This window comes from Serratia sp. NA_13 (assembly GCF_052691735.1).
This window is the reverse complement of sequence record NZ_JBQZFV010000017.1, coordinates 92306-109657: the sequence shown is the minus strand read 5'-3', so window position 1 is coordinate 109657 and position 17352 is coordinate 92306. Positions and strand designations below refer to the sequence as shown.

The window sequence follows — 17352 nt, the reverse complement described above, 5'->3', positions numbered from 1 at the left end:
TCCTGATTTTTATTTATCGGCCTCTACTCGCTCTGGGCAGGTATGAGGTTTGTCATCTGTCTGAGCCCGGTATAAAAACCGGGCTTTTTACTACGAGAAAACCGGCTTAGTTGCTGGTATCGAGCTCTGGGAAGCTCTTCACCAGATCGTCGATGGCTTTCATCTGCACCAGGAACGGCTCCAGCTTGTCCAGCGGCAACGCGGACGGACCATCACACTTGGCGCTGTTCGGCTCTGGGTGCGCTTCAATAAACAGCCCAGCCAGGCCAACCGCCATACCGGCACGTGCCAGTTCGGTAACCTGTGCACGACGGCCGCCGGATGCGGCGCCAAACGGGTCACGGGTCTGCAGGGCGTGGGTCACGTCGAAGATCACCGGATGACCGCCAGTGGCATTTTTCATCACGTTGATACCCAGCATGTCGACCACCAGATTATCGTAACCAAAGTTGCTGCCGCGATCGCACAAAATCACCTGATCGTTACCGCCTTCCTTGAACTTGTCGACGATATTGCCCATTTGGCCCGGGCTGACGAACTGGGGTTTCTTGACGTTGATCACCGCCCCGGTTTTCGCCATCGCTTCTACCAGATCGGTTTGGCGAGCCAGGAATGCTGGCAGCTGGATCACGTCAACCACTTCGGACACCGGCTGCGCCTGTGAGGCTTCATGCACGTCGGTGATGGTTTTCACGCCGAAGGTTTTTTTGATTTCTTCGAAGATCTTCATCCCTTCTTCCAGGCCCGGACCACGGTACGAGTGGATAGAAGAACGGTTGGCTTTATCAAAAGAGGCTTTAAAAACGTAAGGGATGCCCAGTTTTTGCGTCACGGTGACGTAGTGTTCGCAAATGCGCATCGCCAAATCGCGCGATTCCAGCACGTTCATACCGCCAAACAGCACAAACGGCAGATCGTTCGCTACGTTGATGTCACCAATGCTAACCACTTTCTGTTTCATGCTTTCGCCTTTGTTGATGTTAAATCAAATGAATTAATGCAGCGTGACCTGTTTCGGTTCAATCGAGTGGATCTGTACTTTGATCACTTCACTGACCGGATCTTCAGGACACTGTTCGACAAAATAATTGAGGTCGGAAATAGCAATATGGTTGCATTCCAACTGGGCGTAAATCAGCCCACGGTCACGGATTTCGTACGGGTCATCCGGATCGAAGCACAGCACCGTTTCGCTGGCGCGCAATGCCATTTCCATCTGTTCCTCTTCCATCAGGGCGGCCTTCAGCGTCTCAAGCATCTTACGCACCACCATGACGTTTTCTGACTCATCGAGATCGTCGTCTTCCAACTCGGCGCCCAGACCCAGGTTGCCCTTGATCCACACTTCCAGTTGATGCTCGTTTAGCGTCTCTCCGTTCAACGGGTTGATAAGCCACATCTCTTCATCCAGCCAGTCTGCCCGCAGGATCAGTTGGGTGGGGAAAATCACCGGCAACAGCGGTAAATCCAGATGCGCGGCTATGTGCAGGAAAATGGTGCCGAGGGAAACCGGCGTGCCCTGGCGCCCTTCCAGCACCTTGTCGAGCCAAATAGCGTCGGACAAACGGTACACGCCGCCGGCGCCGCCAAAACCCCAGGTTTTGAAGAACAGTTCAATGAGTGCGTCCAGTTGCTGTTCCTGGCTGAGATCCTTCGGTATCGCCGCACGTGCGTCGTCGACCAGCTGCTGCAGCTTGCGTTCGACTTCAGCGGTGGGGAAATCACGCCGCACGGACTGCGAAACCAGGATCACACCCGCGCTCAGCAGCGCGGTGTTAAATTTAAAATCAGCAATGCTACTCATAAGTATCCCATCAGAAACGGTATTTTCGTCGTGGCAAGTTTAATTATCAGGTACAGACAGCCCAACGCCAGCACAAACGCCAGGGTGCGCAGGTTCTTACTTTTGGTCTTCTTGCCCAATGCGACGTAGCCAAGCAGGATATAGATAATAACGCCAAACAGCTTCTCGGTCAGCCACGAGTCCATACCCAGCAGCGGGTAAAACTTGAACATCACCACTAACGCGATACCACTGGCGAACAGTACCGTATCATTTATGTGTGGCGTTATCTTCACCCAGCGCTTGTTCATCATCGCCGAGTCTCGCCATTTCCAGAAAAATCGCAGCACAAACAAGACAATACTGATGATGACTGTCAACAGGTGCAAATGTTTTAACGCTGAGTAGACTGCCATATTGCTTCCTTTTGTTTATTCGCTGTGTGCTTTTTTTTGTTAGTTCTCAGTTACTGCTACGGCCATTGGCCAAAAGTCACGCGATCGTTATCACCGTAGTCACGGCGGGTAGCGATCGAAATAAAGCCGGCGGCCTGCAGCAATGCGCGCACACTCTCGCCCTGTTGCCAACCGTGCTCCAGCAACAGCCAGCCCTGTGGCAGCAGATACTTCGGTGCCTGCTGCACAATGGCGGACAAATCCGCCAACCCGTGCTGCTGCGCGACCAGCGCGCTGCTGGGTTCAAAACGTACGTCGCCCTGTGCCAGATGCGGGTCGGTGGCGTCGATGTACGGAGGATTACTGGCGATCAGGGCGAAAGTTTGGCCGCCCAGCGGCGCAAACCAGCTGCCCTGAAGAAATTGTGCGTTGCCGATCGCCAGCTTCTGCGCATTATGCTGCGCGAGCGCTACGGCTTCAGGCTGTAAATCAACGCCGGTCACCATGCAGTCCGGGCGTTCGCTGGCCAACGCCAGCGCAATGGCACCGGTGCCGGTACCGAGATCGAGGATATTGCAAGCGGATGACGGCAGGCGCTCCAGCGCCAGTTCCACCAGGCATTCGGTGTCCGGACGCGGGATCAGGGTAGCTGGCGAGACCGACAGCGGCAGCGACCAAAACTCGCGTTCACCAATCAGATAAGCCACCGGCTCGCCACGTTCGCGGCGCACCAGTAACCTTTCCAACTGTTCTTGCTGTTGTTGAGTCAACAAAGTTTCGCCAAATGCCATCAGAAAAGTTCTGGCCCGACCGGTCACGAAACCCAATAGGATTTCCGCGTCACGCCGGGCACTGTCACTTTGCGTCAACCGGGCAACTGCCGCCTTCAGCCAGGATTGATAGTCCATTACTCTGGCTCAGCGGACAGCGCAGCGAGTTGATCAGCCTGATATTCCTGCACAATAGGTTGGATAAGCATATCCAGTTTGCCTTCCATCACTTCATCCAGACGGTACAAAGTCAGGTTGATGCGATGGTCGGTCACGCGCCCCTGCGGGAAGTTGTAGGTGCGGTTGCGATCGGAGCGGTCGCCGGTGCCCAACAGATTACGACGAGTTGATGCCTCGGCCTGCTGGCGTTTGGCCATTTCGGCGGCACGGATACGCGCCCCCAGCACCGACATCGCCTTGGCTTTGTTTTTGTGCTGTGAACGTTCGTCCTGACACTCCACCACAATACCGGTTGGCAAGTGGGTAATACGGATCGCCGAGTCGGTGGTGTTAACGTGCTGGCCGCCGGCACCGGAGGAACGGAAGGTATCGATTTTCAGATCGCCAGCATTGATCTCCGGCATTTCGGCTTCCGGTACCGCCGGCATCACCGCCACGGTACAGGCGGAGGTATGAATACGCCCCTGCGACTCGGTTTCCGGCACGCGTTGTACGCGGTGGCCGCCAGATTCAAATTTCAATTGACCGAAAACGCCATCCCCAGAAACCTTGGCAATCACTTCTTTATAGCCGCCGTGCTCGCCTTCATTGGCACTCATGATCTCGACGCGCCAGCGACGCGTTTCGGCATAGCGACTGTACATACGGAACAGATCTCCGGCAAAAATCGCCGCTTCGTCACCGCCGGTACCGGCACGCACTTCCAGGAAGCAATCGCGCTCATCATCCGGATCTTTCGGCAACAGCAGCACTTGTAATTGCTGCTCCAGCTCTTCCGTTGCCGCCTTGGCGTCTTTCAACTCTTCCTGCGCCATTTCGCGCATTTCCGGGTCATCCAACATCATTTCTGCGGTAGCCAGATCGTCTTGAACCTTACGCCATTCAAGGAAACAGCGGCTGACATCGGTCAACTGTGCATATTCGCGCGACAGCGCACGGAACCGATCCTGCTCGGCAATAACGCCGGCATCGCCGAGCAGCGCCTGCACTTCTTCATGGCGCTCTTGTAACGCTTCCAGTTTGGCAACAATAGAAGGCTTCATGCGTGGTATTAAACCCTGTTAATAAAGAGAAAACTAATGCTGATCCAGCCCGAGGCTGTCGCGTAATAATTGCAACCGCTCCACGTCGCCATCGCCGGCGGCCTGTTGGAGGGATTTGGTAGGGGCATGAATAAGACGGTTGGTCAGCCGATGGGCTAGTTCGTGGATAACCTGCTCCACGTCCGTGCCCTGCGCAATGGCGGCCAAGGCTTTGGCTTCCATTTCCGCACGGATCTGATCGGCCTGCGAACGGTAGTCGCGGATGGTTTCCACTGCGCCCTGCGAGCGCAACCAGGCCATAAAGTTGATGCTTTCCTGCTGGACGATCGACTCAGCCTGCACCGCCGCGGCCTTGCGCTGCGCCAGGTTGCTCTGAATGATGGCGTGCAGATCGTCCACGCTGTATAAATAGGCGTTGGCCAGCTTGCCCACTTCCGGTTCGATATCACGCGGTACGGCAATATCCACCAGCAGCATGGGCTGGTTGCGGCGCGCTTTCAGCGCGCGCTCCACCATCCCTTTACCGATGATCGGCAGCGGGCTGGCAGTAGAACTGATAATAATGTCGGCGTCCGCCAGGCGTTCGTCGATTTCCGGCAAGGTGATCACTTCTGCGCCGACTTCGTCCGCCAACAGTTGGGCGCGCTCGCGGGTACGGTTGGCAATAATCATATGTCGTACTTTATGCTCGCGCAGATGACGCGCCACCAGTTCAATGGTTTCACCGGCCCCCACCAGCAGGACATTCAATTCGGCAAGAGATTCGAATATCTGGCGCGCCAGGGTACAGGCGGCAAAGGCTACGGATACCGCACTGGCACCGATTTCAGTTTCGGTACGCACGCGTTTGGCGACGGAGAAGGATTTTTGGAACAGACGCTCAAGCTCACCAGACAATGACTGCCCGCGTTGAGATTCTGCAAAGGCTTTCTTCACCTGCCCGAGAATTTGCGGTTCGCCCAGCACCAGTGAATCCAACCCGCTGGCCACGCGCATCAGATGGCTGACGGCTTCGTTGCCGTGGTGCCAGTACAGGCTTTTACTCACCTCTTCCGGGCGCAGGTGGTGGTACTCACACAGCCAGGAGACCAGCTGTTCGTGAATATGTTCCTGTTGCTCCACGCTAAGATACAGCTCGGTGCGGTTGCAGGTAGACAACACGACACCGCCCTGCACCAACGGTTGTTGGAGCAAGCTGGTTAGCGCCTGTTCGATAGACTCTGGGGAGAAGGTCACCCTTTCACGCAGAGAAACCGGAGCGGTTTTGTGATTTATACCTAACGCCAGCAGGGTCATTGCTTCGAGTAATACTTCTTTTGGTACGGGTTCTCGTTGAACGGCATTCTACTTGATGCGCGGGATCAATAAAAGGCACAACCGCATCTTCCGTCCAATCGCTGAAATAGACAGCATCAAGGAGTGATTAGCAATAAATACAATAAGATAAATAATATTTTGACGACATAACATACTGAATTTTAGTCCAGTCTGCGATATTCCGCACAGTATTGAGTAAAACTGACCACCTGAGCTGAGGGTAGCGATCAAATATCCGGCTTTTACCAGCCCAAAGTGCCGCAACGAAAGGTAGGATCCAAAATGAAGAAAACCTGTTGGCAAAAAACATGCTTCGCCTGCAGGTAAAAAAATGCCGAGCCCGCAAAACATAACAGCGAAATAACGATTCGAACTGCAAGCTTCATAATCTTCAGATCTCCCCACGGCGATAGACTCTTGCAATACTACAGAACGCAACATCAACTAAACACCAACGGCAGCAACACCCGGCCCCAGAGATATTATTGCGTCCAGAGCTCAGGTTGGAACGATTGTGTTAATCTTATCAGCGAAGACCGCACCTGGCCCCGTGCCCGAGAGCGGTGACAAAGCCGGGAAATTTCAACGCGATGCAGCAAAGAATTGACGAGCCGGCGTTGCCCCGCTAGCGTAAATACCGATACTCAGGTTTCGCTGTGCGTGCCCGCAAGGACAAAAGGACAAGAGAAAGTTATGCCAATCCGCAAAGTTAGTTTGCTCCGCCTGATTCCGCTGGCCAGCCTGGTGCTGGCTGCCTGTACTACCACCAAGCCGACCGGCCCGGCCACCAGCCCGACGTCGCCGCAGTGGCGTGCCCACGAACAAGCGGTACAACAGCTGAGTCAGTATCAGACCCGTGGTTCTTTCGCCTACCTGTCAGATCAGAAAAAAGTCTACGCCCGCTTCTTCTGGCAACAGTATTCGCCGGACCGTTATCGCCTGCTGCTGACCAACCCGCTTGGCAGTACCGAGCTTGACCTCAACGTACAGAAAAACGTAGTGCAGTTGACGGACAACCAGGGCAAACGCTATGTCAGCGACAATGCCGAAGAGATGATCCGCAAGCTGACCGGCATGGCCATTCCGCTGGACAACCTGCGCCAGTGGATGCTCGGCCTGCCGGGTGAAGCCGACGACTTCAAGCTCGATGACCAATATCGCCTGAACTCGCTGACCTACCAACAAGGCAGCCAGACCTGGACCGTGGATTACCAGGACTACAACAACAGCCTCAAGCCACAGTTGCCGAGCCGCCTGGAACTGAAACAGGGTGACCAACGCATCAAACTGAAAATGGACGATTGGACGCTTAAATGATTCGTCAATGGCCATCGCCAGCTAAACTCAATTTGTTTTTGTACATTACCGGCCAACGCGAAGATGGCTACCACCTGCTGCAGACGCTGTTCCAGTTTTTGGATTACGGCGACACACTGACCATCGACGTACGGCAGGATGACAGCATCCGTCTGCTGACCCCGGTGGCCGGCGTACCAGATGAGCAAAACCTGATCGTTCGCGCCGCCCGTCTGCTGCAACAGTATTGCGATCGTCACGGGCTGAATACCGCCCCGCGCGGTGCCGACATCAGCATCGATAAACGTCTGCCGATGGGTGGCGGACTGGGTGGCGGTTCCTCCAACGCAGCAACGGTGTTAGTGGCGTTGAATGACCTGTGGCGCTGCGGCTTGAGCGACGAGCAGTTGGCGGAACTGGGGCTGGCCCTCGGTGCCGATGTTCCGGTATTCGTTCGCGGCCAGGCCGCCTTTGCCGAGGGCATTGGTGAACGTTTGCAACCTGCCAATCCGCAGGAAAAGTGGTATCTGGTTGCCCACCCGGGTGTCAGCATCCCGACCCCGGTTATTTTTGGCGATGCCGATTTAAAAAGAGACACCCCGGTTCGCCCATTAAATGTGCTGTTGCAGGCAACTTACGCAAATGATTGCGAACCAATAGCAAGAAAACGTTTTCGCGAGGTTGAACAGCTTGTTTCTTGGCTGTTAGAATACGCGCCGTCACGCCTGACTGGCACAGGTGCATGTGTGTTCGCTGAATTCGACACAGAAACCGCCGCCCGTCAGGTGTTAAATCAAGCCCCGGGGTGGATACGTGGTTTTGTAGCGCGTGGCGTTAACGTCTCTCCACTACATCGCATTCGTTCCGGGCAGATTGAACCGTAGTTCTCGTTTCGCTGCGCAGAGTCGCTCACACCTGGCCCTGTCATCCCTGCGCCGCTGCGGTTTCAAATTTTTTTACACACCCGTATGATATTGCGCCGGCGTCGCTAACTGCCCCTTAGCGAGGCCGAATGACAATATCTTCTCTGGACGCATGCCTGAGGTTCTTCTCGTGCCTGATATGAAGCTTTTTGCTGGTAACGCCACCCCGGAACTAGCACAACGTATTGCCAACCGTTTGTACACCAGCCTTGGTGACGCCGCAGTAGGTCGTTTTAGCGACGGCGAAGTGAGCGTGCAAATCAACGAAAATGTACGCGGCGGTGATATTTTCATCATCCAGTCCACCTGTGCTCCTACCAACGATAACCTGATGGAACTGGTTGTTATGGTAGATGCCCTGCGTCGCGCCTCCGCAGGTCGTATTACTGCTGTTATCCCTTATTTCGGCTATGCCCGCCAGGATCGCCGCGTGCGTTCTGCTCGTGTGCCAATCACCGCCAAAGTTGTCGCCGACTTCCTCTCCAGCGTTGGGGTTGACCGCGTATTGACGGTAGATCTGCACGCTGAACAGATCCAGGGATTCTTCGATGTTCCTGTAGATAACGTGTTCGGTAGCCCGATCCTGCTCGAAGATATGCTGCAACAGAATCTGGAGAACCCAATCGTGGTTTCCCCGGACATCGGTGGCGTAGTGCGCGCCCGCGCTATCGCCAAACTGCTGAACGATACCGATATGGCTATCATCGATAAACGCCGCCCACGTGCGAACGTTTCCCAGGTGATGCACATCATTGGTGACGTGGCAGGCCGTGACTGCGTGCTGGTTGACGACATGATCGACACCGGTGGTACCTTGTGTAAAGCAGCTGAAGCCTTGAAAGAACGCGGTGCCAAGCGCGTATTTGCCTACGCGACCCACCCGATCTTCTCCGGTAATGCGGTGGAAAACATCAGGAACTCGGTGATTGATGAAGTGATCGTTTGCGACACCATTCCGTTGTCTGCAGAAATCAAGGCACTGAAAAACGTGCGTACTCTGACGCTGTCCGGCATGTTGGCTGAAGCCATCCGTCGTATCAGCAATGAAGAGTCAATTTCTGCGATGTTCGAGCATTAATCAGAATTCTTTTCGGTGCGGCGCCCTGCCGTACCGGATCGATTGATTGCCCGCTGGCAGAAAAAGAAAAACCCGTTGGTGCATCAGCAGCAACGGGTTTTCCAGGGGTAGTCAAACATGACCTTAGCCCTTAATGCGCGGCAGATCTCCTTTGCCGTAACACCTGTTCCCTTTTGTTTTTTTAATCAATGTGACGAGCGATGATTATCGTTTCGGCACCGTTTATCAAAATGTTTTATCCACCAGTAACGATCCGCCACTTGCTCACGCCCGCCAATACGCGCACCGGCCAGCCATAGCAACGCGCCGATGAAGATACTCATGATGGCACCATGGGCGAAAAACTGCGGTAAATTAAACTGCGATACTTCAGCAAGAATGTTGTATCCAACGCCGACGACCATCACTACCAGCCCCAGCCCCATAAAAAAGTTGCCCATTTTGTGCACGTTTCTACGTTTCATATGCCACCTCCATAGTGCCATTAGCCAACCGGGATAACTCAGTAAATGGTTAACCCACTTTGATAAGTTAAGTATAGACCCTGGCCCGACAAGGTGATTGCGTAGGCGATCATAAATAGTAAAGAAAGCATGACAAAACTTTACTTTAAGCAACTAATTAGTTAACAAATTGAATGATTCCGCTAATGAATCACTCACCGCGTTAAGGATCACAGTCCACCGATGTCATGCACGGCATCAGGATTTTGTCATTCGCCGCGCAGGCAGGTAGACTAATGCCCTTTCCATTATCCCGATCATAGCGAATCTCCCAGTGAGCAGTATTAAATTGATAGTCGGCCTGGCGAATCCGGGCGCTGAGTATGCCCAGACGCGACACAACGCCGGCGCCTGGTACGTCGATTTACTGGCCCAGCGCCATAACCAGCAGTTGAAAGAAGAGAGCAAATTCTATGGCTACACAGCCCGACTGAATTTGGCCGGTAATGACGTGCGGCTGCTGGTCCCCACCACCTTTATGAACCTCAGTGGCAAAGCCGTGCTGGCGATGGCCAATTTCTACCGCATCGAGCCGGACGAAATTCTGGTCGCGCACGACGAGCTGGATATTCCGCCCGGTGTTGCAAAAATCAAACTGGGTGGCGGCAACGGTGGGCACAACGGGCTGAAGGATATTCAGAGTAAGTTCGGCAATAACCCGAACTTCTATCGCTTGCGCATTGGCATTGGTCATCCAGGCGATAAAAACAAGGTGGTGGGTTTCGTGCTCGGCAAGCCACCGGCCAGCGAGCAAAAAATGATTGATGAAGCGATTGATGAAGCCGCGCGTTGCACGGAAATCCTGCTGACCGACGGCCTGGAAAAAACCGTTCGCCGCCTGCACAGCTTTAAGGCGCAGCCCTGATTGTGATGGCAGCGGGCATCGCGCCCGCTGCCGACCAGCTTAGGTTCTCAGCTTGAAGGTTTCCTCACCGACGTTGGCATCATCGGTCTGATAACCTTCTTCCGCCACGTAATATTGCGGATCGTCCAGTTCATGGCTGCAAAACGGACCGGCCTGCTTTAACAGACGCACGCAGTCGCCGCTCAGGTGGCGCAACCGAATGGTTTTTCCCGCTGCCAGATAACGTGCCGTCAGCTTATCAATCGCTTCTACTCCGCTGGAATCCATCACCCGGGTGCCGGCAAAATCCAGCACCACGTTTTGTGGATCGTTTTTCGGCTCGAACAGTTCGGCAAAGGCCGCGGTAGAACCAAAGAACAGCGGGCCGTCCAGTTGATACACCGCAACATCCCCTACCACCCGATGCTGACGCACGCGAATACGCGCCTGCTGCCAGGCAAACACCAGAGCCGAGATAATTACCCCGCTGATCACCGCCATTGCCAAATCGGTAAAAATAGTGATCAGCGTGACCAGCAGCATCACCAACGCATCGGCCTTCGGCATCCGACGCAGGCGGCGCAGCGAACTCCACTCAAAGGTGTTGTAACACACTACCAGCATCACCCCGGCCAGCGCCGCTACCGGCAACAGGCCGATGTAGCCTGACAGGCTGACCACAAACAGGATCAGCAATATCGCGCCAACGATGCCGGAAATACGTCCACGCCCACCCGAGGTGAAGTTGATAATCGACTGACCAATCATCGCGCAGCCCGCAAAGCAACCAAACAAGCCACAAATGGCGTTACCCGCGCCCTGAGCGATACTCTCACGGTTGCCGTTGCCCTTTTTGCCGCCCATTTCGTCAAGCACCGTCATGGTCAGCAGCGACTCAATCAACCCCACCAGGGCGATCACTACTGCATACGGCAGCACCACTTTCAGCATTTCCAGGCTGAACGGGGCCATAGGCAGGCTGAAATGCGGCAAGGCGCCGGAGATATCGGCCAGATCGCCGACCCGCAAGGTATGCAAGTTAAAGCCAATCGCCAGCGCGGAAACCACAATCAGGGCCGCCAACGAAGCCGGGATCACCCGGGTCAGTCGCGGAAACAGCACTACGACCAGGATCGCCAGCGCCACCAGCCCGTACATCAGCAGCCCCTGCCCGGCAATCATATGCAGCTGCGCCAGCATAATGACGATCGCCAAACCATTCACAAAGCCGTGGATCGCCGGCAGCGGCACCAGACGAATAAATTTACCCAGCCGGAAAACACCGATCAGGATTTGGATCACCCCAGCGAAAATCGTCGCCCATAACACATAGGCCATGCCGTGTTGCGCCGCCAGGCTCATCAAGACCACCACTATCGAACCTGCCGCACCCGACACCATGCCCGGTTTGCCGCCAAACAGGGCGGTCACCAAACCGATAATAAAAGCCGTGTGTAGCCCGACGATCGGAGAAAGCCCGGCGACCAAAGAAAAACCGACCGCTTCGGGGATCATGGAAACTGCCACTACAAAGCCCGCCAGCACCTCGTTCTTGACGGTCGACAGCCTGAAATTGTTCAGGTTAAACATGGATTATTCACTTCTGACAGATAAAAAACCTTCCCGCAGAACGGGAAACAGAGCCGCATGGCGCGGTGAACCTCAGGAGGGGGCAACTCAGAGAGGACTGGGCAAGAAGTGCATCCGGCGCGTTTCCTGTAGGTTAATCAGAAGTGTCAGTATGTGTAAATGTGATCCAAATCTCAATCAAAAACCGGCTTTCGGCTGCATTTGCCCGCAGCACACAGCCAGATCGAGAAAAACAGCCATTACGTGTATAATGGCGCCATTATTTCGTCCTTTATGCAGTGGGTTAAACCTAACCGACTGATAGTTAAGATATTTAAGGTGATAACAACATGGGATTCAAATGCGGTATCGTCGGCCTGCCTAACGTAGGCAAATCCACCCTGTTCAACGCGTTGACCAAAGCGGGTATCGAAGCAGCCAACTTCCCGTTCTGCACCATTGAACCTAATACCGGTGTGGTGCCGATGCCCGATTCGCGTCTGGACCAGTTGGCCGAGATCGTCAAACCCCAACGCATCCTGCCAACCACCATGGAATTCGTCGACATCGCCGGCCTGGTGAAGGGCGCGTCCAAAGGCGAAGGCCTGGGTAACCAGTTTCTGACCAACATCCGTGAAACCGAAGCTATCGGCCACGTGGTGCGCTGCTTCGAGAACGACAACATCATCCACGTGAACAACAAGGTTGACCCGGCGGACGACATCGAAGTGATCAACACCGAGCTGGCACTGTCTGACCTGGACACCTGCGAGCGCGCTATCCACCGCGTACAGAAGAAAGCCAAAGGCGGCGATAAAGACGCAAAAGCCGAACTGGCCGCGTTGGAAAAATGCCTCCCGCAGTTGGAAAACGCCGGTATGCTGCGTGCACTGGATCTGACCGATGAAGACCGTGCAGCGATCCGCTACCTGAGCTTCCTGACGCTGAAGCCAACCATGTACATCGCCAACGTCAACGAAGACGGCTATGAGAACAACCCATACCTGGATAAAGTGCGCGAAATCGCTGCGGCCGAAGGCTCGGTAGTGGTTGCCGTGTGCGCTGCAGTTGAATCCGACATCGCCGAGCTGGAAGACGAAGACCGCGCCGAGTTTATGGCCGAGCTGGGTCTGGAAGAACCGGGGCTGAATCGCGTGATCCGCGCCGGTTACGAACTGCTGAACCTGCAGACCTACTTCACCGCTGGCGTAAAAGAAGTTCGCGCCTGGACCATCCCGGTTGGCGCTACCGCACCACAGGCCGCCGGCAAGATCCACACCGACTTCGAGAAAGGCTTTATCCGCGCGCAAACCATCGCTTTTGACGACTTCATCACCTACAAGGGTGAACAAGGCGCTAAAGAGGCAGGTAAAATGCGTTCAGAAGGTAAAGACTACATCGTCAAAGACGGCGACGTGATGAACTTCTTGTTCAACGTCTAAACCTCATCTTCTGCAGCAAACTCTAAAATCCACGCCAAGGCGTGGATTTTTTGTTTTAACGCGTGTTGCTGATTTTGCTGCCCTCCAGGACAATAATTTACAGCTTATAAAGAAGGAGCCTTCGATGGTCACGACACACGTTTTTATCGCTACCAGTCTGGATGGTTATATCGCGCGGCAAGATGGCGACATCGAGTGGCTATTGCAACGCGATGATCCGAGCGAAGACCATGGTTTCGACGCCTTTATCGCTGATAAAGACATGATCGTGATGGGCCGGGGGGCTTTTGAAAAAGTTCTCAGCTTTGATTCCTGGCCTTATGACCTTCCCGTCGTGGTACTGTCCAAACAGCTGGTCAATGGGCCGGTTCCCCTGCACCTGAAGGGTAAAGTACAATTCTCCGCCCTCACACCAAAGCACCTGATTGAACAATTGGATGAACAGAACATCCATCAGGTCTATCTCGATGGCGGACAACTGATACAGTCTTTCCTGCGTGAAAGACTGGTCACCGATATGGTAATCACCACGGTGCCAGTGCTACTCGGATCAGGAAGAGCGTTGTTCGGTGCTATGCCTCGAGATGCCGATTTCAAATTACTGTCCAGCCGAAGCTTCCCTTCCGGCCTGGTACAATCCCACTATTTGTTGACCCAATAAATCCCCCGAGCAGACATCCGGCCCCTGACGCGGGATGAGATCCAGGAGTCTGCGCTGAGGCTGTCGGATAATATCAGCGCCCCCGCAGCACCTTATCCACCAACCCCCACTCCACCGCTTCGTCAGCACTCATAAAATGGAATCGGCTTCCGCCATCATAAATCACTGCCGCAGCAAACTATGGTGAACGGCCATCAGTTCACCGCCAAAGCCAATATCAAAGGTCCCCCCCTACACCACCTACTCTCACCTGCTCACCGCCGCTGAAGTGCAGCAGGAACAGGATGACCTCCTGCGCCCATGGGATACCGGCTTTATTCCGGATTTGATCGCCTACAACTCCAACCCGGAATGCGGCGGCGACGGTAGCAACTGGAATGAACGCAATACCAAACCCAGCCTGGCGGCCTGGGCGATAATGGAGGTGTATAACACCACCGACGTGCCGGAATATGGCGCGACGCGGGATAAGGCGCACAATACGCCAGATGGCCGCATGCTGTTCACCGTTAAACGCGGGCAGCAGGAGAAAACGCTCGCCGGATTAAACAACTATCATCGGGTGGTTGCTTCCGGGCGCTATGACAACATCAAAATGCCAGCCCAAGTGGCCGCCTCCTGGGAATCGGGCCGTGATGACGCCGCCGCCTTCCGCAACAAGCCCGATAAACTGGCAGAGGTTTCGCTCGGGCTAGGATTTAATCGGGATCACCAGTACGTCAACGTTCAACTGGTTGATCGCATGCTGGGTAGAGGAAAACAGTTTGTTCCACAGGTCATGGTGATGGCCGAAGATCACCAGATCGATGCTTTTATCCACCACCGCATTTTGCAATTGCTCGGTGAAATCACCGCGCCCTATAATCACCTCGTTGATCGGGTAATTCACGTTTTGGGTCAGCGGCTCCAGCTCTTTTTTGATCTTGTCTTCAAAAGAACCCCCATCGTAACTCTTCTCCGAGAAACCAATCGCGGCATGATAGGTATCGTAGTAAATATCCACGTAAATCAGGGAAAGTTTAGCCTGCAGCGCAGCGGCCAAGCGCGCGCCTTTTTCCACCAGCCGTTTGCCGTCATCACTCAGGTCGGTGGCGATAACAATATGTTGATAACACATAGCGCCTCCTGTCTTTGATTCAGTAGAGACCCCAACTTCTGCGATAACATTAGCGTTATAGCATTATGATTAATTTTAGTTCAGAAATGCGGCATTCGGACGGGGATATCAGGCTAAATGCCCCGTGACCGGGGCCTGATGAAAAGATATTGTTCTTATTCTGCATTCTGCCGGTACGGGGTATAGACCCCGTTCAGGCTTTCGAGGAAGGCAACAATATCGTCGACATCCTGCTGTGGCAGTTCGCTACCCACCTGATAGCGCAACATCAGTTTTACCGCCTGATCCAGCGTAGCGACATCACCACGATGAAAATAAGGCGCGGTCTGAGCCACATTGCGCAAGCCTGGCACCTTCTGGCGTAACCTGTCACGTACATCACTGGTGACGTTCATACGCCCAATATCTGCCGTGGTGATCTCGCCAAAATTAAAATCGCGCTTCAGCCCCAAAGGCTCAAAAGAACGGCCGCCTAATATGATCCCTGCATGGCAGGTGGCGCATTTGTTGTCTTTAAATAATTGATAGCCGCGTTTTTGCTGCATCGTCATGGCGTTCTCATCACCGCGCAGCCAATTATCGAAAGGTGCATTCGGGGTGATTAAGGTTTTTTCAAATTCAGCGATGGCATCGGTAATATTCTCGCCGCTGAGCCCTTGTGGATAGACCTCAGCAAAGTCGCGGGTCAGCTGCGGATCCTTATTGAGTTTATTGATGATTTCATCCCAGGACTTGGAGGCCATTTCTATCGGGTTTAATGGTGGTCCACCGGCCTGCACCTGTAGCGTCGGCGCACGGCCATCCCAGAATTGTTCGCTATTGAACACCGAGTTAAACACCGTTGGCGCGTTAATCGGTCCCACCGCGCCGCCGACTCCGATTGAGGTTTTTATTCCGTCGACCCCACCGGTATTCAAGGAATGGCAGTGAGCGCAGGAAAGAGTGTTATCCCCAGACAGACGCGGATCGTGAAAAAGCCGGAAACCCAATGCCACCTTTTGCCCATCAACCGGCAATGTTTTAGGGATCGGTTGAACCGGCTCATTACGATGGGATTCTGCGGTATCCGCACTGGCGTAATAGCGCGCGCGTTGCTGCGCTATCCAGGCAAGGAGAATTTCCCGTTCATCGGGCTTGATCTGTCCAGCCCAGTGCAAAGCCACATAGCGAGTGAGTGGCATGGTTTGGTGTTGCATCACCCACTCAATTTTATTCAGGTCGCTTTGTGCCTGCGGCCCGTCTTTAATCAGGGCGCTACGCACGGGCTCCAGGTTGAATGAGGAGTAACCCAGACGAATATCATATTCCATCAGCTGTTTGGCGATGGGGAAAGATGCGTAAAACGGAAGCGAAGCAGAGGAGGTATGGCAATAATCGCAGCCCTTTTCTCTCAACAACCCAAGCACCTGGTTATTCTTTTCCGAAGCGGAACGCAGTACCGAGCCATTCTGAATACGCTGGGTATCGTGATACCAGACATAGCCGCACAAACCTAAATAAACCAGCACAATCCCTGCGATGGAAATCGCCGCAATACGGGTGACCTTTTTCATGACTCTATCCTTATGAGACATTGCCGAACGAATAATTAATTGTCATCAAATAATATAAAACAGAGGCTGGATAATTATTTTGACGACAATCAATAAATACCACAGCCATTACCTATAGATATAATATCATTGGCCTATCAATTAAACAGTGTAAACTTAGAGATAAATAGCCGAGCAATTTAAATCAGCAAGAATTAACCCCTAATTCATTCACTGAATTAATGATTATTTGAATTATTATTAAAATTTAAAACAAGCAGAAGGAAATATAATGTTTTTGCCTGGCAAGAATACTGTAGGCAGCGCTCGCACACAATAGCGAACGCCACCGGGGGGTCAACGCACGCGTTGCGCTTCAAACCAAACGTTGCACACCGATAGGATCAGCGTGTTGGCGTCTTTTTGCAGCACATTGTCTCCCGGCACGCCATCGGTGCCCTGATCGGTAATGCCTTTGATCTGCGTATCGGCATGCTGGATCATCACCCGTTCTACCGCCGGCGTGCTGATGCCCAGCATCGGGAAGTCGATATAAGAACTGCTGCCAGAATTGTCTTCGACAAACTCCTGCGCCTCGACCGTGCTGAGAGTGGCGCCTTCATTTTTCAACTCGGTGCCATTCCAACTGAAACCGTCGGCCTTGTAACTAATTTTGCCGCCGATCAGGCTTTTGGCCTGTTGCTCGTCCCAGCAACCGACGGTTTGCGTCGGCAAGATCTTGCTGACATGCCAGTTGCCCAGCAGCGTTTTAGGGATAGGTTCCACCACCGCATCCGCCGCCTGCACCTGAGCTGCAGATACACAAGTCAAAACCACCAATGGCAGCAGCGCCTTGCGCCAGATGTTAAATTGCATTTTATTTTCCTTTGACTATTCAC

At 53.8% G+C, this 17352-nt stretch carries 18 protein-coding genes and 1 pseudogene; 7 read left to right on the top strand and 12 right to left on the bottom strand.

From position 1 onward, the window contains the following. Positions 1-106 precede the first annotated feature (106 nt). From kdsA to hemA, 6 genes are read right to left on the bottom strand one after another with little or no spacing between them, the layout of a single operon-like run. Positions 107-961, bottom strand: coding sequence for a 3-deoxy-8-phosphooctulonate synthase (gene kdsA, locus ACUTSU_RS19855; RefSeq protein WP_445650928.1), 855 nt, complete (start codon positions 959-961; stop codon positions 107-109). A 33-nt stretch (positions 962-994) separates the two neighbouring features. Further along, the gene (sirB1, locus tag ACUTSU_RS19850; RefSeq protein ID WP_445654632.1) at positions 995-1804 is read right to left on the bottom strand and encodes an invasion regulator SirB1; all 810 of its coding nucleotides are present in this window, start codon (positions 1802-1804) and stop codon (positions 995-997) included. Further along, positions 1801-2199 (bottom strand): SirB2 family protein, encoded by a 399-nt coding sequence (locus ACUTSU_RS19845; RefSeq protein ID WP_445650926.1) that lies wholly within the window; start codon positions 2197-2199, stop codon positions 1801-1803. Before ACUTSU_RS19845 ends, sirB1 begins: the two co-directional genes overlap by 4 nt. A gap of 56 nt (positions 2200-2255) precedes the next feature. Beyond that, on the bottom strand, positions 2256-3086 hold the full coding sequence (gene prmC / locus ACUTSU_RS19840) for a peptide chain release factor N(5)-glutamine methyltransferase (protein ID WP_445654631.1): 831 nt from the start codon (positions 3084-3086) through the stop codon (positions 2256-2258). After that, positions 3086-4171, bottom strand: a complete 1086-nt coding sequence (gene prfA / locus ACUTSU_RS19835; RefSeq protein ID WP_445650924.1) for a peptide chain release factor 1 — start codon at positions 4169-4171, stop codon at positions 3086-3088. Before prfA ends, prmC begins: the two co-directional genes overlap by 1 nt. A 33-nt stretch (positions 4172-4204) precedes the next feature. Continuing rightward, positions 4205-5467 carry a glutamyl-tRNA reductase gene (gene hemA / locus ACUTSU_RS19830; protein WP_445650923.1) on the bottom strand — a complete coding sequence of 421 codons (1263 nt, stop codon included), beginning with the start codon at positions 5465-5467 and terminating at the stop codon, positions 4205-4207. A gap of 714 nt (positions 5468-6181) precedes the next feature. On the opposite strand from hemA, the gene lolB reads away from it, so the two are divergent. The 3 genes from lolB (at position 6182) to prs (ending at position 8785) form a co-directional block, all read left to right on the top strand. After that, a complete protein-coding gene (lolB, locus tag ACUTSU_RS19825; protein ID WP_445650922.1) occupies positions 6182-6805 on the top strand; it encodes a lipoprotein insertase outer membrane protein LolB in 624 nt (207 codons plus the stop codon). After that, positions 6802-7668 (top strand): 4-(cytidine 5'-diphospho)-2-C-methyl-D-erythritol kinase, encoded by an 867-nt coding sequence (ispE, locus tag ACUTSU_RS19820; RefSeq protein WP_445654630.1) that lies wholly within the window; start codon positions 6802-6804, stop codon positions 7666-7668. Before lolB ends, ispE begins: the two co-directional genes overlap by 4 nt. 169 nt (positions 7669-7837) lie before the next feature. After that, a complete protein-coding gene (gene prs / locus ACUTSU_RS19815; protein WP_012006410.1) occupies positions 7838-8785 on the top strand; it encodes a ribose-phosphate diphosphokinase in 948 nt (315 codons plus the stop codon). 185 nt (positions 8786-8970) lie between these two features. Here prs and ychH read toward each other — a convergent pair whose 3' ends face one another. Then, complete coding sequence (ychH, locus tag ACUTSU_RS19810; RefSeq protein WP_445650920.1) at positions 8971-9249, bottom strand: stress-induced protein YchH; 279 nt, start codon at positions 9247-9249, stop codon at positions 8971-8973. Positions 9250-9562: 313 nt separating this feature from the next. Here ychH and pth point away from each other — a divergent pair, with 313 nt between their 5' ends. Then, positions 9563-10153 (top strand): aminoacyl-tRNA hydrolase, encoded by a 591-nt coding sequence (pth, locus tag ACUTSU_RS19805; protein WP_445650919.1) that lies wholly within the window; start codon positions 9563-9565, stop codon positions 10151-10153. A 39-nt stretch (positions 10154-10192) separates the two neighbouring features. On the opposite strand, the gene ACUTSU_RS19800 is transcribed toward pth, so the two are convergent. After that, on the bottom strand, positions 10193-11722 hold the full coding sequence (locus tag ACUTSU_RS19800; protein ID WP_445654629.1) for a SulP family inorganic anion transporter: 1530 nt from the start codon (positions 11720-11722) through the stop codon (positions 10193-10195). Positions 11723-12051: 329 nt separating this feature from the next. On the opposite strand from ACUTSU_RS19800, the gene ychF reads away from it, so the two are divergent. Both ychF and ACUTSU_RS19790 read left to right on the top strand, forming a co-directional pair. Continuing rightward, a complete protein-coding gene (gene ychF, locus ACUTSU_RS19795) occupies positions 12052-13143 on the top strand; it encodes a redox-regulated ATPase YchF (protein WP_135316160.1) in 1092 nt (363 codons plus the stop codon). Between the two features lie 124 nt (positions 13144-13267). Then, entirely contained in the window at positions 13268-13804 is a 537-nt protein-coding gene (locus ACUTSU_RS19790; RefSeq protein WP_445650916.1) for a dihydrofolate reductase family protein, read from the top strand. A 73-nt stretch (positions 13805-13877) separates the two neighbouring features. Here the strand turns inward: ACUTSU_RS19790 and ACUTSU_RS19785 are convergent, their stop codons facing one another. Then, the gene (locus ACUTSU_RS19785; RefSeq protein WP_445651146.1) at positions 13878-13937 is read right to left on the bottom strand and encodes a hypothetical protein; all 60 of its coding nucleotides are present in this window, start codon (positions 13935-13937) and stop codon (positions 13878-13880) included. Positions 13938-14075: 138 nt separating this feature from the next. Between ACUTSU_RS19785 and ACUTSU_RS19780 the strand changes: the two are divergent. Continuing rightward, positions 14076-14456 (top strand): annotated as a pseudogene (locus ACUTSU_RS19780) (MGH1-like glycoside hydrolase domain-containing protein); the annotation flags it as partial. 39 nt (positions 14457-14495) lie between these two features. Here the strand turns inward: ACUTSU_RS19780 and ACUTSU_RS19775 are convergent. The 3 genes from ACUTSU_RS19775 to ACUTSU_RS19765 all read right to left on the bottom strand — a co-directional run bounded on the left by ACUTSU_RS19775 (position 14496) and on the right by ACUTSU_RS19765 (position 17329). Beyond that, on the bottom strand, positions 14496-14921 hold the full coding sequence (locus ACUTSU_RS19775) for a universal stress protein (protein WP_135344396.1): 426 nt from the start codon (positions 14919-14921) through the stop codon (positions 14496-14498). Positions 14922-15076: 155 nt separating this feature from the next. Next, positions 15077-16474, bottom strand: coding sequence for a cytochrome-c peroxidase (locus ACUTSU_RS19770; protein ID WP_445650914.1), 1398 nt, complete (start codon positions 16472-16474; stop codon positions 15077-15079). A gap of 336 nt (positions 16475-16810) precedes the next feature. Beyond that, positions 16811-17329 (bottom strand): hypothetical protein, encoded by a 519-nt coding sequence (locus tag ACUTSU_RS19765; RefSeq protein ID WP_445650913.1) that lies wholly within the window; start codon positions 17327-17329, stop codon positions 16811-16813. Positions 17330-17352: the final 23 nt, after the last annotated feature.

Excerpts from the sequence above, each read along its gene's own strand:
- ACUTSU_RS19770 (WP_445650914.1), bottom strand. The coding sequence starts at position 16,474 with ATGAAAAAGGTCACCCGTATTGCGGCGATTTCCATCGCAGGGATTGTG.
- ACUTSU_RS19775 (WP_135344396.1), bottom strand. The coding sequence starts at position 14,921 with ATGTGTTATCAACATATTGTTATCGCCACCGACCTGAGTGATGACGGC.
- ychF (WP_135316160.1), top strand. The coding sequence starts at position 12,052 with ATGGGATTCAAATGCGGTATCGTCGGCCTGCCTAACGTAGGCAAATCC.
- ACUTSU_RS19845 (WP_445650926.1), bottom strand. The coding sequence starts at position 2,199 with ATGGCAGTCTACTCAGCGTTAAAACATTTGCACCTGTTGACAGTCATC.
- sirB1 (WP_445654632.1), bottom strand. The coding sequence starts at position 1,804 with ATGAGTAGCATTGCTGATTTTAAATTTAACACCGCGCTGCTGAGCGCG.
- kdsA (WP_445650928.1), bottom strand. The coding sequence starts at position 961 with ATGAAACAGAAAGTGGTTAGCATTGGTGACATCAACGTAGCGAACGAT.
- hemA (WP_445650923.1), bottom strand. The coding sequence starts at position 5,467 with ATGACCCTGCTGGCGTTAGGTATAAATCACAAAACCGCTCCGGTTTCT.
- ACUTSU_RS19800 (WP_445654629.1), bottom strand. The coding sequence starts at position 11,722 with ATGTTTAACCTGAACAATTTCAGGCTGTCGACCGTCAAGAACGAGGTG.
- prmC (WP_445654631.1), bottom strand. The coding sequence starts at position 3,086 with ATGGACTATCAATCCTGGCTGAAGGCGGCAGTTGCCCGGTTGACGCAA.
- ACUTSU_RS19790 (WP_445650916.1), top strand. The coding sequence starts at position 13,268 with ATGGTCACGACACACGTTTTTATCGCTACCAGTCTGGATGGTTATATC.
- prfA (WP_445650924.1), bottom strand. The coding sequence starts at position 4,171 with ATGAAGCCTTCTATTGTTGCCAAACTGGAAGCGTTACAAGAGCGCCAT.
- ychH (WP_445650920.1), bottom strand. The coding sequence starts at position 9,249 with ATGAAACGTAGAAACGTGCACAAAATGGGCAACTTTTTTATGGGGCTG.
- ACUTSU_RS19765 (WP_445650913.1), bottom strand. The coding sequence starts at position 17,329 with ATGCAATTTAACATCTGGCGCAAGGCGCTGCTGCCATTGGTGGTTTTG.
- lolB (WP_445650922.1), top strand. The coding sequence starts at position 6,182 with ATGCCAATCCGCAAAGTTAGTTTGCTCCGCCTGATTCCGCTGGCCAGC.
- ispE (WP_445654630.1), top strand. The coding sequence starts at position 6,802 with ATGATTCGTCAATGGCCATCGCCAGCTAAACTCAATTTGTTTTTGTAC.